The 13,879-nt window shown below is 73.0% G+C and carries 13 protein-coding genes; all 13 read left to right on the top strand.

Translation table 11 applies throughout. The annotated features are described in order from the left end of the window. The first annotated feature begins 1 nt into the window (after position 1). Positions 2–853 (top strand): dihydroorotate dehydrogenase electron transfer subunit, encoded by an 852-nt coding sequence (locus tag AB0J71_RS00445; RefSeq protein ID WP_352322596.1) that lies wholly within the window; start codon positions 2–4, stop codon positions 851–853. Continuing rightward, positions 843–1,820, top strand: a complete 978-nt coding sequence (locus AB0J71_RS00440) for a dihydroorotate dehydrogenase (protein ID WP_352322595.1) — start codon at positions 843–845, stop codon at positions 1,818–1,820. The genes AB0J71_RS00445 and AB0J71_RS00440 overlap by 11 nt, the downstream gene beginning before the upstream one ends. Next, the gene (gene pyrF, locus AB0J71_RS00435) at positions 1,817–2,515 is read left to right on the top strand and encodes an orotidine-5'-phosphate decarboxylase (protein ID WP_364411719.1); all 699 of its coding nucleotides are present in this window, start codon (positions 1,817–1,819) and stop codon (positions 2,513–2,515) included. Before AB0J71_RS00440 ends, pyrF begins: the two co-directional genes overlap by 4 nt. Positions 2,516–3,044: 529 nt before the next feature. Next, a complete protein-coding gene (mihF, locus tag AB0J71_RS00430; RefSeq protein WP_020541698.1) occupies positions 3,045–3,368 on the top strand; it encodes an integration host factor, actinobacterial type in 324 nt (107 codons plus the stop codon). A gap of 121 nt (positions 3,369–3,489) precedes the next feature. After that, positions 3,490–4,077 carry a guanylate kinase gene (gene gmk, locus AB0J71_RS00425; RefSeq protein ID WP_364412168.1) on the top strand — a complete coding sequence of 196 codons (588 nt, stop codon included), beginning with the start codon at positions 3,490–3,492 and terminating at the stop codon, positions 4,075–4,077. Positions 4,078–4,082: 5 nt separating this feature from the next. Further along, positions 4,083–4,352, top strand: coding sequence for a DNA-directed RNA polymerase subunit omega (gene rpoZ, locus AB0J71_RS00420; RefSeq protein WP_043638590.1), 270 nt, complete (start codon positions 4,083–4,085; stop codon positions 4,350–4,352). 8 nt (positions 4,353–4,360) lie between these two features. Beyond that, complete coding sequence (gene coaBC, locus AB0J71_RS00415; RefSeq protein WP_364411716.1) at positions 4,361–5,554, top strand: bifunctional phosphopantothenoylcysteine decarboxylase/phosphopantothenate--cysteine ligase CoaBC; 1,194 nt, start codon at positions 4,361–4,363, stop codon at positions 5,552–5,554. A 127-nt stretch (positions 5,555–5,681) separates the two neighbouring features. Next, complete coding sequence (locus AB0J71_RS00410) at positions 5,682–6,005, top strand: hypothetical protein (RefSeq protein WP_352322592.1); 324 nt, start codon at positions 5,682–5,684, stop codon at positions 6,003–6,005. Positions 6,006–6,168: 163 nt separating this feature from the next. After that, entirely contained in the window at positions 6,169–7,356 is a 1,188-nt protein-coding gene (gene metK, locus AB0J71_RS00405; RefSeq protein WP_352322591.1) for a methionine adenosyltransferase, read from the top strand. A 429-nt stretch (positions 7,357–7,785) separates the two neighbouring features. Beyond that, on the top strand, positions 7,786–10,389 hold the full coding sequence (locus tag AB0J71_RS00400; protein WP_364412166.1) for a primosomal protein N': 2,604 nt from the start codon (positions 7,786–7,788) through the stop codon (positions 10,387–10,389). Between the two features lie 49 nt (positions 10,390–10,438). Continuing rightward, positions 10,439–11,908 (top strand): hypothetical protein, encoded by a 1,470-nt coding sequence (locus AB0J71_RS00395; RefSeq protein ID WP_352322589.1) that lies wholly within the window; start codon positions 10,439–10,441, stop codon positions 11,906–11,908. A gap of 37 nt (positions 11,909–11,945) precedes the next feature. Beyond that, positions 11,946–13,292, top strand: a complete 1,347-nt coding sequence (locus AB0J71_RS00390; protein ID WP_364411714.1) for a hypothetical protein — start codon at positions 11,946–11,948, stop codon at positions 13,290–13,292. Positions 13,293–13,330: 38 nt separating this feature from the next. Then, the gene (gene def / locus AB0J71_RS00385; protein WP_352322587.1) at positions 13,331–13,879 is read left to right on the top strand and encodes a peptide deformylase; all 549 of its coding nucleotides are present in this window, start codon (positions 13,331–13,333) and stop codon (positions 13,877–13,879) included.

The following is a 13,879-nucleotide window of genomic DNA, read 5'->3' as shown; positions in this document are numbered from 1 at the left end:
TGTGCAGGTGACGGGCACGGTGCTGACGACGCGCCGGGTCGACGCCTACCATGCGCTGACGGTGGTGGCGCCCGGCATCGCCGAGCGTTACCGTCCCGGCCACTTCGTCTCCGTGGCGGTCGGCGGGGCCCACACGTCGATGGTGACGCGCCGCGCGCTGTCCATCCATGACGTCAAGTCCGACTACGGCGGCACGGTCGAGCTCGTCTTCACCGCCGCCGGGCCGGGCACGTCCTGGCTGGCCGAGCGGCGCGCCCGCGACACGCTCGACCTGGTCGGGCCGCTCGGCCGGCCCTTCCCGCTGCCGCGCGACCCGGTCAACTGCGTGCTGGTCGGCGCCGAGTACGGCTCTGCCGTGCTGTTCCCGCTGGCCGACGCGCTGCTGGCGCGCGGCTGCCGGGTCGACTTCGTGCTCGGCGGCGCCGGGGCCGACCGCGTCTTCGGCGCCATGCGGGCCCGCCGCATCGCCGAGACCACGACCCTGACCACCGAGGACGGCTCGCTCGGCCTGCGCGGCAAGGTCACCGACGCGCTGCCCTCGGTGATCGCCGACACCCGGGCCGACGCCGTCTACGCCTGCGCGCCCATGCCGGCGCTGCGGGCGGTGACGGCGGTGGCGATGGAGTTCGACATCCCGGTGCAGGTGGCCGTCGAGGAGCAGATGGCCTGCGGCATCGGGGTGTGCATGACGTGCGTCATCCCCGTCATCGGCGACGACGGCGCGACCAGGATGGTCCGCGCGTGCGCGGAGGGACCGGTGTTCCGGGGGGAGCGGGTGCGCTTCGAGGACGTGGGAACGATCCCGTTCGACGCGCTCGGCGCCCCCGGAGGCGGTGCACGACATGTCAGTTGATATGCGTACGTTTCTGGCGCACGTCGAGCTGGCGAACCCCGTCACCACGGCCGCCGGCTGCGCGGGCTCCGGACGCGAGCTCGCCCAGTTCTTCGACCTCCACCGGCTCGGCGCGCTGACCACCCGGTCCATCACCATGGCGCCCAGGGCGGGCCGGCCGACCCCGCGCATGGCCGAGACGCCCTCCGGCATGCTCAACGCCGTCGGGCTCCAGGGGCCGGGCATCGAGGCGTTCCTGGAGCGCGAGCTGCCCTGGCTGGCCCAGCGCGGCATCAAGACCATCGTCTCGATCGGCGGCGGCACCGTCGCCGAGTACTCCGAGCTGGCCCGCAGGCTCGCCGACGCGCCCGGGGTGACCGCGCTGGAGGTCAACCTTTCTTGCCCGAACATGGAGGACAGAGGGCGTGTCTTCGCGCGCGAGGGCAGCGCCGCGGCCGAGGTGATCGCCTCGGTGCGCTCCATCATGCGCTACGACGTCCCCGTGGTGGCCAAGCTCGCGCCCGACGTGGCCGACATCGTCTCGGTCGCCCGAGCCTGCGTGGACGCCGGCGCGGACGCCCTGTCCATGATCAACAATCCGCTCGGCATGGCCATCGACACCGAGGCGCTGCGCCCGTCGCTGGCCGCCGTCACCGGAGGGCTGTCGGGGCCCGCCATCCTGCCCCTGGCCGTCCGGTGCGTGTGGCAGGTGCACGCGGCCCTGCCCGGGGTGCCGCTGATCGGCATGGGCGGCGTGATGACCGGCAGGGACGCCTTCCAGCTCATCCTGGCGGGCGCCTGCCTGGTCGGGGTGGGCACCGCGCTGTTCCACGACCCCTACGCGTGCCTGCGCATCGAGCGCGAGCTGGAGGACCTGCTGCGGGCACGCGGCTTCCAACGCCTCGCCGACGCCGTCGGCCTGGCCCACCGGCCGCCGGGGAGCGCTCCCCGGCACCTTCCAGTCGACTCCGAGGAGATCTCCCCTTGACGCCCGCACCCATCGCCGTCGCCCTCGACGCCCCCGACCTGGAGACCGCCGCCAGGTGGGCGAGCCTGGTGACGCCGCACGTCAGCACCATCAAGGTGGGCCTGGAGCTGTACCTGCGCTACGGCCCCGACGTGATCGCCTCCGTGCGCGGCGCCAGCGGCGTCCAGATCTTCCTCGACCTCAAGCTGCACGACATCCCCAACACCGTCGCGGGCGCCGCCAAGGCCGTCGCCCGCCTGCGTCCGGCCATCCTGACCGTGCACGCGGCCGGCGGCGCGGCGATGATCCGGGCCGCGGTCGAGTCCGCCCCGCAGACCAAGATCGCCGCTGTGACGATCCTCACCTCGCTGGACGAGTCCGACCTTGACCGCATGGGCCTGGCCGGACCGGCCGACGAGGCCGTGCGCCGCCTGGCGGCCCTGTCGGTCGGGGCCGGGGCCACGGCGCTGGTGTGCTCGCCCAACGAGGTCGCGGCGGTGCGGGCCGAGGTGGGGCCCGGCATCACCCTCATCACGCCGGGCGTGCGCCCTCAGGGGGCCGACGTCCAGGACCAGGTGCGCGTGGCGACGCCCGAGCAGGCGCTGGCCGACGGCGCCGACCTGCTGGTCATCGGGCGTCCGATCACGGGCGCGGCGGACCCGGGAGCGGCCGCCGCCGCCATCGCCGCCTCACTGCGCCGCACGACCGCCTCCTGAACCCAGGCCCGGGGCCGCGGCCCCGGGCGCCCGCCCGCGGCCCGCCGCGCGCGGGTCTCCGTGCGGGCGGAGGCGCGCTTCCAGACGTGCCGCGAGGTGTGCTCGTCCCCGGGGCGGGGGCACGAGCTTCGCGTGCGCGGAGGGGGTCTTCTCCGTGCGGGCGCGGGGCATGGCGGCAGGTGTCGCCGGACCGTTCGCGCAGCCCTCGCTTCACAAGATCGTAATGCATCCGCGCGGCGTTCGCGCACCCTTCCCGATTCTGGTTTCGGTCCTGGTCCGGCCCTGGTTTCGGACATCGTCCGGTGCCGCGCGGGCGATCTTCGCCCAGTTCCGGGACGCCCTCCGGAGCGGACGCGCGAAGCGGGAAGTGAGGGCGATTTGATCAGCAGTGTGTAATTTTACGCTCACGGACAGTGATGAAGTGGATTTTGTGAGGAGAGAAACCGCTCTTGACGTTGCTTAGGGGGCGATGACCAGCTAGTTTCCCTTCCCGTCCGAGTACATCGACAGAAATTCGAGGTGACCCGGCGTGGCTCTTCCTCCCCTGACCCCTGAGCAGCGCGCCGCAGCCCTTGAGAAGGCTGCCAAGGCCCGTAAAGAGCGTGCCGAGGTCAAGAACCGGCTCAAGCATGGCGCGGTTTCTCTGGCTGAGGTGCTCAAGGATGGGCAGACCGACGACGTCATCGGCAAGATGAAGGTGTCGGCCCTGTTGGAATCGCTCCCCGGCGTGGGCAAGGTCCGCGCCAAGCAGCTCATGGAGCGGCTTGCCATCGCCGAGTCCCGCCGCGTGCGGGGTCTCGGCGCGAACCAGAGGGCTTCCCTCGAGCGCGAGTTCGGTGGCAACGAGAGCTAATCTCTGTTCCACAAGAAAGCGCAGGTTCAACGGGGGGTAGGAAGTGACCGACAGGTCCTGGTCCGGCGAAGCAAGGGCCCACGAGGCAGTCGGATCGGGAGCGAAGGTCGGCTTCCTCCCCCTGAGCAGGAGGCGTCTGACGGTCCTGTCAGGGCCGTCGGGCGTCGGCAAGTCCACGGTCGTCGCCGAGCTCCGGCGGGCACACCCCGAGGTGTGGCTGTCGGTCTCGGTGACCACCAGGAGGCCCCGTCCCGGCGAGGTCAACGGGGTCCACTACTTGTTCGTCGACGGCGCGGAGTTCGACCGGCTCGTCGAGGCCGGCGAGCTGCTGGAGTGGGCCGAGTTCGCGGGCAACCGCTACGGCACCCCGCGTGAGCCGGTGCTGGACAAGCTCGCCCAGGGCGTGCCGACCGTCCTGGAGATCGACCTGGAAGGCGCCAGGCAGGTGCGCACCACCATGCCCGACGCCCTGCTGGTCTTCCTGGCCCCCCCGACGTGGGAGGAGCTGGAGAAGCGGCTGCGCGGCCGCGGCACCGAGCCGGAGGACGTCATCGAGCGCCGGCTCCAGGCCGGGCGGGTCGAGATGGCGGCCGAGTCGGAGTTCGACCTCACGCTGGTGAACACGAGTGTCCAAGAAGTGTGCCACCGGCTGATAGCCTTGATGACTGACCCTCAGGGGGTCACCACCACCATCAACCGAGAGGTCTGACAATCGTGGCAGGCACCACCCCGGCCGCGGAGGGCATCACCAACCCGCCGATCGACGCGCTGCTCGACATCGTCGACAGCAAGTACTCCCTGGTGATCATGGGTGCCAAGCGCGCCCGCCAGATCAACGCCTACTACTCCCAGCTCGGCGAGGGCCTGCTGGAATACGTCGGGCCGCTGGTCGAGACGCATGCTCAGGAGAAGCCGCTGTCCATCGCGCTGCGCGAGGTCTCCGAAGGCCTGCTCAACGCCGAGCCCATCGAAGGCGCGGTCTGACCCCTTCGATGAAGGTCGTCCTCGGCGTCAGCGGCGGCATCGCCGCGTACAAGGCATGTGAGCTGCTGCGGCTGTTCACCGAGTCAGGTCACGAGGTGCGGGTCGTCCCGACCCGCGAGGTCCTGCGTTTCGTGGGCGAGCCCACGTGGGCCGCCCTGTCGGGCAACCCCGTGTCCGCCGACGTCTGGGACGACGTTCACGAGGTGCCCCACGTCCGCATCGGCCAGCGCGCCGATCTCGTCGTGGTGGCGCCGGCGACCGCCAACACCCTGGCCAAGGCGGCCCACGGGCTCGCCGACGACCTGCTGACCAACACGCTGCTGACGGCGCACTGCCCGGTCGTGTTCGCCCCGGCCATGCACACCGAGATGTGGCAACATCCGGCCACCCGCGCCAACGTCGCGACCCTGCGCGAACGCGGGGCCGTCGTCATCGACCCGGCCGTGGGGCGCCTCACCGGCGCCGACACCGGCCCCGGCCGCCTGCCCGACCCCGCCGAGATCTTCCAGGTCTGCCTGCGCGTGCTGCGCGGCAGGCCGCGCGACCTGGCCGGGCGCAAGGTGGTGATCTCCGCCGGGGGCACCCGCGAGGCGATCGACCCGGTCCGCTACATCGGCAACCGTTCGTCCGGCCTGCAGGGGTACGCCCTGGCCCGCACGGCGGTCGCGCGCGGCGCCGAGGTGACCCTCGTGGCGGCCAACGTCGCCCTCCCCGATCCCGCGGGGGCCGCGGTGGTGCGGGTGGGGTCCACGGCCGAGCTACGTGAAGCGGTGCTGGCCGCCACCGAGAAGGCTGACGCCGTCGTCATGGCCGCCGCGGTGGCCGACTTCCGCCCGGCGTCCCGGCACGAGACGAAGATCAAGAAGACCGACGGCGAGCCCGACCCCATCCACCTGACGAAGAACCCCGACATCCTGGCCGAGCTGGGCCGGCTGCGGCGCGAGGGCGGCGCCGCTCCCCGGGTGATCGTCGGGTTCGCGGCCGAGACCGACGACGTGCTCGCCAACGGGCAGGCCAAGCTGGCCAGGAAGGGCTGCGACCTGCTGGTAGTCAACCAGGTGGGGGAGGGGCTGGCGTTCGGCACGCCCGACAACGCCGCCACCGTCCTCGTCGCCGGCGGCGTGCCGGTCGAGGTGCCGCGCGGCCCCAAGGACGACGTCGCCGACGCCGTCTGGGACCTGGTCGCCCCCCGTCTGTCCTGACGCGCGTTCTTCGCGCAAGAACGATTACCTGATCGCCAGTTGCGGCACCCCGGACACCTACCGATACTTGGGGGCAAAGGGGGACGGAATGCCGGTGGGTTCCGCTGTCAGGGATCGTTGCAGGAGATTGCTGGAAGACCAGGGAGGTATCCGTTACGTCTTCCCCGCGTTGTCCGTGGGGCCGACGGGAACGGGCCACTTCCTCATCGTCGTCACCGATTCGTCCGTCTCGGTGCTCACCACCAGGACCCTCAGGAGCGACCGGCCGGTGGCGGTGTTCGCCACGTACCCGCGGCACACCAGGCTCGGCCCGATCCTGCCCGGCCCGTTCATCGAGCTCGGCAACACCGTGTTCGAGTTCGACGAGGAGTACGCGGCGGTGGTGTCCGCCGCCGACGCCGAGGTCTTCGCGCCGGAGACGCTGCCGCCGGATCCCCTTCCCGACCTGTGACCGGACACATGCCGGACCTGTGCGCCGACACGTGACCGGACACGGACACGGGACGGTTTCGCGACCGGACGCCGGGTGGGGCTAGACTTCGGCGAGGCCCTGGCGTGTTCTTCCGTCCCGGGCCCCACATCCGTCAGCAGCCGCTGCATGAGGAGCCACTGAGTTGTCACGTCGCCTGTTCACCTCCGAGTCGGTCACCGAAGGCCACCCGGACAAGATCGCCGACCAGATCAGTGACGCGATTCTCGACGCCATGCTCAAGGACGACCCCAAGAGCCGGGTCGCCGTCGAGACGCTGATCACTACCGGCCAGGTCCATGTCGCAGGCGAGGTCACGACCGAGACCTACGTCGACATCCCCGGCGTCATCCGGGAGAAGATCCTGGAGATCGGCTACGACGCTTCCCACAAGGGCTTCGACGGCGCCTCCTGCGGCGTGTCGGTGTCCATCGGCGCGCAGTCGCCCGACATCGCCCAGGGTGTCGACGACGCCTACGAGCACCGCGTGGGCGGTGACGCCGACGAGCTCGACCGTCAGGGCGCCGGCGACCAGGGCCTGATGTTCGGCTACGCCTGCCGCGAGACGCCGGAGCTGATGCCGCTGCCGATCACGCTCGCGCACCGGCTCGCCCAGCGCCTGTCCGAGGTCCGCAAGACCGGCAAGGTTCCCTACCTGCGCCCCGACGGCAAGACCCAGGTCACCATCGAGTACGACGGCGACAAGCCCGTCCGCCTCGACACCGTGGTCGTCTCCACCCAGCACGCGGCCGAGATCGACCTCAAGGAGATGCTCGCCCCCGACATCAAGGAGCACGTGGTCGACCCCGTGCTCGACGGCCTGGAGATCGAGACCGAGGGCTACCGGCTGCTGGTCAACCCGACCGGCCGCTTCGAGATCGGCGGCCCGATGGGCGACGCCGGCCTGACCGGCCGCAAGATCATCATCGACACCTACGGCGGCATGGCCCGCCACGGCGGCGGCGCGTTCTCGGGCAAGGACCCGTCCAAGGTCGACCGTTCGGCGGCCTACGCGATGCGCTGGGTGGCCAAGAACGTCGTCGCGGCCGGGCTGGCCGACCGGTGCGAGGTGCAGGTCGCGTACGCGATCGGCAAGGCGCAGCCGGTGGGCCTGTTCGTGGAGTGCTTCGGCACCGAGAAGCTGCCGGTGGAGCAGATCCAGGCCGCCGTGCTGCGCGTCTTCGACCTGCGTCCGGCCGCGATCATCCGCGACCTCGACCTGCTGCGCCCGATCTACTCCGAGACCGCCGCGTACGGGCACTTCGGCCGTGAGGGCTTCTCCTGGGAGTCCACCGACCGCGCCGAGGCGCTTCGGACGGCTGCCGGTCTCTGACCTACCCGGTCTCTGGTTTCTGCGCAGGTGCCGCATCCGGCCCTTTTGAGGGTGGGGTGCGGCACTTGTCGTCGGCCGGGGTGGTTCGGTGCGGGCGTTCGCTTGGTCTCTTGAGGGCGTCGGGCTCGCCGGTGACTGCTGATCTCTTGGGGCTGCCGGCCCGCTGGTGACTGCTGGACTGATGCTCTGCCGCGCCTGCGGCCCAGTGACGATCTCGGTTTGGTTGCTCGGGCGTCGGCGGTGGGCGTGGTTCTGCGTGCTTGTCGTGTCCTGTGTGCTTCTCTTGCGCTGTTCGGGCTGGTGGGGGAGCGGGTGGTCGGCGGGGGCGGTGCGGGGGGTGCGCCGGTGGTGTGGGGATGGCGGGGCGCGGGGTCTGGTAGACGTTAGTGCGTGACCCACTCCGACGACGCCCTCCTGCCGCTCGACGCCGTGCGGCCTCCTGCGTCGTCCAAGGACACCAAGGGGGCGGTGGTCGCGGCGCCCGAGCGGCCCGTGGCGCGGGTGGTCGTGGACAGCCCGCTGCCGCACCTCGACCGGCCCTTCGACTACCTGGTGCCCGCCGCCATGCACGAGGCGGCCCGGCCGGGGGTGCGGGTGCGGGTGCGGTTCGCGGGCAAGCTGATCGACGCGTTCCTGCTGGAGCGGGTCGACGAGAGCGACCATGAGGGCAGGCTGACGCCGCTCGAACGGGTGGTCTCGCCCGAGCAGGTGCTCACGCCGGAGATCGCCGGCCTGGCCCGCGCGGTGGCCGACCGTTACGCGGGCACCCTCACCGACGTTCTGCGCCTGGCCGTTCCGCCGCGCCACGCCAAGGCCGAGGCCGAGGTCCCGCCCCCCGCCACTTCGGCCCCCGCCAACCCAACCCCCGCCGCCCTGGCCCCGGCCGACCCGGCCGCCGCCGACCCGGTCCCCGCTGACACGGTCCCCGTCGAGTTGCGCGATGCCGAGGTGCCCCACGCCGAGTCGCCCGCCAACCTGGCCCCGGTCGGCCCCGCCGAGCTGTCCGCCGCCGACTCGGGCCCGGTGCCCGCGCCCTCCGGCGAGGCGGTGCAGGGTGCTTCCCGTACCGTGACCCGGGCTGCCGGGAGCGCGTCTCTCGTCGCGGCGCAGGCGGCCGGTAGCGGGGTTCCCGGCATCGTCCGAACCGCTGGGAGCGGAGCTGTCGCGGTCGAGCAGATCGCTTCGGGGGCGCCCGTCGCCTCCGGTGCGCCTGCGGAGGCCGGGCGAGCGCGAGGCGCGGAGGGCACGTCCTTCTCGGGACGGGGACTGGAACCGGCGGCCGGCACCCGGCGCGTGAACGGGACGGACGCCCCCGAGCGGCCGGCAGACGGTCGCAAGAGCGCCTGGGACGCCTACCCGACCGGCCCCTCCTTCCTGGACGCGCTGCGCCACGGCCGCGCCCCCCGGGCCGTGTGGTCGGCGCTGCCCGGCGCCACGGGATGGGCCGCGGCCATGGCGGAGGCGGTGCTCGCCACCCTCGACGGCGGCCGGGGAGCGGTCCTCGTGGTGCCCGACGGCAAGGACGTCGCGCTCGCGGACGCCGAGTTCGAGCGGCTGCTCGGCCCCGGCAGGCATGTGGCGCTCACGGCCGACCTCGGGCCCGCCGAGCGGTACAGGCGATGGCTGAAGGTCCTCAGAGGCCAGGTGCGCGCCGTCGTGGGCACCCGGGCCGCCATGTTCGCCCCCGTCGCCGAGCTCGGCCTGGTGGCCATCTGGGACGACGGCGACGACCTGCACGCCGAACGCCTGGCCCCCTACCCCCACGCCAGGGAGGTCCTCGGCCTGCGCGCCCACCGGACGGGCGCGGCCATGCTGATCGGCGGCTACGCGCGTACGGCCGAGGCCACCCAGCTCATCGCCGCGCGCTGGGCCAGGCCGATCGTGGCCGCCCGCACGACGATCAGGAGCCTGGCCCCGCGGGTGCGTCCCGCCGGCGAGGACGCCGAGCTGGCCAAGGACCAGGCGGCCCGGCAGGCGAGGCTGCCCAGCCTGGCCTGGCGGGCGCTGCGCCAGGGGCTGGAGAGCGGGCCGGTGCTGGTGCAGGTGCCCAGGCGCGGTTACCTGCCGGCGCTGGCCTGCCGCCACTGCCGCGCCCCGGCGCGCTGCGTCCTGCCGCCGACCAGGATCGCCCCGCACCTGGCCGCGCCGGTCGCCGGCGGCCGGCAGACCGCGGCTCTCGGCGAGGCCGAGCCGGACGCCGCAGTTCTGACCACCGCCACGGACGCGACGGGCGGGACGCCGGAAGGTCTCGGGAGCGGCGAGTCGCTGTGTCACGGGCCGCTCGCGCTCAGGGCCGGGCACGCCGCCCCCTACTGCCGCTGGTGCGGCCGGGTCGACGCGGACTGGCGGTGCCCGTCCTGCGGCAGCCCCCGGCTGCGGGCGGTCGTGACCGGCGCCCGCCGCACCGCCGAAGAGCTGGGGCGGGCCTTCCCGTCGGTGCCGGTGCGCACCTCGGGCCGCGACGGGGTGCTGGCCAGTGTGCCCGCCGCGCGCGCCCTGGTGGTCGCCACGCCCGGCGCCGAGCCGGTGGCCGAGGGCGGCTACGCGGCGGCCGTGCTGCTCGACGGGTGGGCGCTGCTCGGCCGGGCCGACCTGCGGGCGGGGGAGGAGACGCTGCGCCGGTGGATGAACGCCGCCGCGCTGCTGCGGCCGTCCGCCGAGCTGGTGGTGCTCGGGGACGCCGGGCTGCCGTCCGTGCAGGCGCTGCTGCGGTGGGATCCGATCACGCACGCCGAGCGCGAACTGGGTGACCGGGCCGAGCTGGGGTTCCCGCCCGCCGTGCGGATGGCGACGCTGACGGGTTCGGCGAGCGCGGTCCGGCAGATGCTCGACGAGGTGCGCCTCCCGCCGGACGCCGAGGTGCTCGGTCCCGTGCCGGTGGACGAGTCGGGGCTGGAACGGGCCATGATCCGGATACGGCGCGGCGGCGGGGCGGCGTTGTCGGCCGCGCTCAAGGGGGCCAGTGGGGTGCGTGCGGCGCGTAAGACACCAGATGTCGTGAGGGTGAGTGTCGACCCACTCGACCTGATTTAGACCGTTTCCCCGATTCGCTCATCTGTTGGTCAGCCGTTAGCGTGCCCCTGTGTCGATCGAATGGGTGAACCAGGCCATCGACGACCTGCGCGCATGGGGGCGCGCGCGGGAAGTCGAGGTGGACGCGGACGAGGTCCGCCTGCTCTGCGACTACGCCAGCGACTATCTCAACGTCAACGAACTGCGCGACTTCACGCCGGAGACCTTCGACGAGCTGCTGCTGTCCATCTACCCGCGCAAGGTGATCGCGCCGCCCGAGAGCGCGCCCGAGACCGTGGCGGCCGCCCGCACGCTGGTGGACTACCTCGGCGAGGCCGGTCACGCCAGCCCGGCCACCGTGGCCGGCATGCGCGCGCGGCTCGACGACATCGGCCCCCGCATGCCCGAGGCGCTGGCCGACCCGGCCAACTTCGGCATGGCCAAGAGCCTGTTCAGCTCGATCGGGCCGGAATCGCTCGAACAGGCGGTGCCGATCCCGTCCGGGGAGCTGCCCGACCTGGGCGAGGCGCCGTGCGACTGTCCGGGCTGCACGCCGCTGCCCGCCGTACGGCTGGCCTCGGAGGCGGAGCTGGTCGAGGCGCTGCGGACCGTTCCGAAGCTGGCCGGCGGCCCCCCGCCGGGCGACGGCGAGCCGCTGCGCGCCTGGGCCGACACCGTGGCCCGCCTGCTGGAGGACGACACCGGCGGCGAGATCACCGGCCACGCCGAGCTCGACGACGGCCTCTACGACCTGTTCGACATGCTCTACCGCCTCCAGGCGCCGGTGCCGCTCCAGGTCGTCGCCGACTACCTGGAGGAGGTCTCCGGCGAGGGCGGCATCGACGTGGCCGGGGCGCTCGACCGGCTGGCCGGATGGGGCATGGTCCGACTCGACGGCGAGGCGGCCCAGCTGACGCCCCTGGCGGTCTGGGGGCTGCGCGAACACTACCTCTCGCTCGGCCTCGACGCCCCGATCGCCCCCGACCTGGGCGAGGCCGACGCGCGCGGTCTCATCGAGGGGCTGCTCGAAGGGCTGCCCGCCGAGCTGGCCGAGCAGGACATCTCCCGCTGGTTGTCCGGCCGCGCGCCGGGCGAGGCCGCGGCCGAGCTGCTGAGCGCCGCCTCCGGCGCGCCCGCCGTGGCCCGCGGCATCGCGATCACCATCGTCGACCGGCTGGGCGCCGAGGCCGAGCCGCAGGTGCGCGACCACCTCGACGACCAGGAGTTGCGCCCGCACGTCATACACTGGCTGGCCGCACGTGGTCTCGGCGCGCCGCCGCTCACCCAGGACGAACTGCTCTGGGTCAGCGTCGACATGCTCGCCCTGGCGATGCCCGCCGCGCGGGAGGATCCGGAGATCTTCGCCGAGAACATGGCGGCGTCCGGTCCGCCGGCCCATCTGATCGAGGAGATGTGGCGGGTCGACCACCCCGACGTCGTCGAGGTTCTGGAGCTGCTCGGACGCTCCATCCCCGACGACACGGTGGCCAAGGCGGCGCGCAAGGCGGCGTTCAAGGCGCGCTCCCGGGCCATCCGTTGAGTACGCCCTTGTGACTGCTGTGCAGTAAGTTTCCTGGGTGGCAAACAATGTCTTCGACCTCGCCGAGCTGCGCAAGCTGATCGATGAGCAGGCCGCCGTGCCTCCACGGCCACCTGAGGAGACCTCCGTGGAGCACGAGGCGCTGACCTTCCCGCCCGTCCTGCTGGCGAGCGACGCCGAGCTGGCCCGCGCGGTGCCCGCGGTGCCGCTCGTCGCCGACGCCATCCGGCTGACCGCCTGGACGGGCAGCCGCGAGGTGGGCGCCGACGGCATGCTCAGCGAGTCCGACGCCAGGGCCGCCGCCGAAGAGCTGGGGCTTCAGGAGTCCCGGCTGCGGCTGATCTGGATCGTCGCGGTCAACACCGGCCTGCTGCGCATCCTGGGCGGCCGGGCCTCGCGCGGCCCGCTGTCGATGCAGCTCACGGTCGAGGCCACGCTGGAGTTCTGGGACGGCGTGGTGATGGACGTCCTCGACCGCGCCGACGAGGGCCTGACCGGCTCCTCCGTGGTCGACGACCACCTGGCCGAGATGCTGGCCACCATCTACTCGGTGCGCTCCGGCGTCGCCGTGGGCAACCTGGCCAGGGGCATCCTGCAGTCGCACGAGGTCGCCTGCGCGCCTGGTCCGGTCGAGATGCGCAGGCTGGCCGCCGCGCTGCCGGCCGAGCTGCTGGAGGCGCTCTCGCTGCTGACGTACTGCGGGCTGGTGGAGCAGACCGAGGCCGGGCGCACGGCGCTCACCCCGCTCGGGGTCTGGGCCGTCCGGCGCGACCTGCTGCGCGAGGGCCACGACGCGCCCACCGCCGCCGAGGTGCAGGTCTTCGCCGACCTGTCGGCCGCCGAGCTGGTCGAGGCGCTGGTGAAGGGCACCGCCACGCAGAGCGCCGTGGCGGGCTGGCTGGAGCGGCGGCCCCCCGAGGCGGCCGCCCGCGAGCTGATCGAGATCGCCGCCTCCGGCACCGCCGGGCAGCGCGGCGCGGTCGGCGCGATCCTGGAGGAGCTGGGCCCCGAGGCCGAGCAGCCCGTCCGGCAGGCGCTCGACCACCCGCTCATGCGCCGCTACGCCGCCTCCTGGCTGCACATCCGCGACCTGGAGGCCCCGCCGCTCAGCCCCGAGGACCACACCTGGATCGCGGTGGACAACCTCGCCGCGCTCATGCACCTGTCCGGCCCGGCCGCGGGCCGCCTCGACATGCCCGAGCCGGGCGAAGACCTGATCAAGCTCGTCGGCGAGATGCCCGCGGTCGGCCACCCCGACACGCTGGCCGTGCTCGACATGCTCGCCGGCTCCCACGACGACCGGGCGGTGGCCAAGGCGGCGCGCAAGGCCGCGATGAAGGCCCGCTCCCTGCGCCACGACCGGCTGCCGGCCCATCGCCGGTAAACTGGGCTGATCCACGTTCGAGAACAGGAGTGAGCCCCTTGGCGATCCAGTCGATCCGGCTGTTCGGAGATCCGGTGCTGCGCACCGCGGCGGCCCCGGTCGTCGACTTCGACAAGGAGCTCCGCAAGCTGGTCAAGGACCTCACCGACACGATGATGGACGCCCCGGGCGCGGGCCTGGCGGCTCCGCAGATCGGCGTCGGCCTGCGGGTGTTCACCTACTACGTCGACGACCAGCTCGGCCACCTCGTCAACCCCGACCTCGACCTGTCCGCCGACCTCGACGAGGACGGCGAGGAGGGCTGCCTGTCCTTCCCCGGCCTGTCCTACCCGACGCCGCGCGCCGTCCGCGCCGTGGCCAAGGGCTTCGACATGCACGGCGAGCCGGTCACGCTGGAGGGCACCGACCTGATGGCCCGCTGCTTCCAGCACGAGACCGACCACCTCGACGGCATCCTGTTCATCGACCGCATGGACCCCAAGCAGCGCAAGCTGGCCATGAAGGCGATCCGCGAGGCCGAGTGGAGCGGCCTGTCCGCCCCCGTGATCAAGATGTCGCCGCACGCCACCGGCGGAAGGGCGCTCTGA

Origin of the sequence: Nonomuraea sp. NPDC049637 (assembly GCF_040675235.1) — a bacterium.
Classification (GTDB): Bacteria; Actinomycetota; Actinomycetes; order Streptosporangiales; family Streptosporangiaceae; genus Nonomuraea.
Note: the sequence above shows the minus strand (reverse complement) of the source record. Positions and strands in the feature narration are given on the sequence as shown.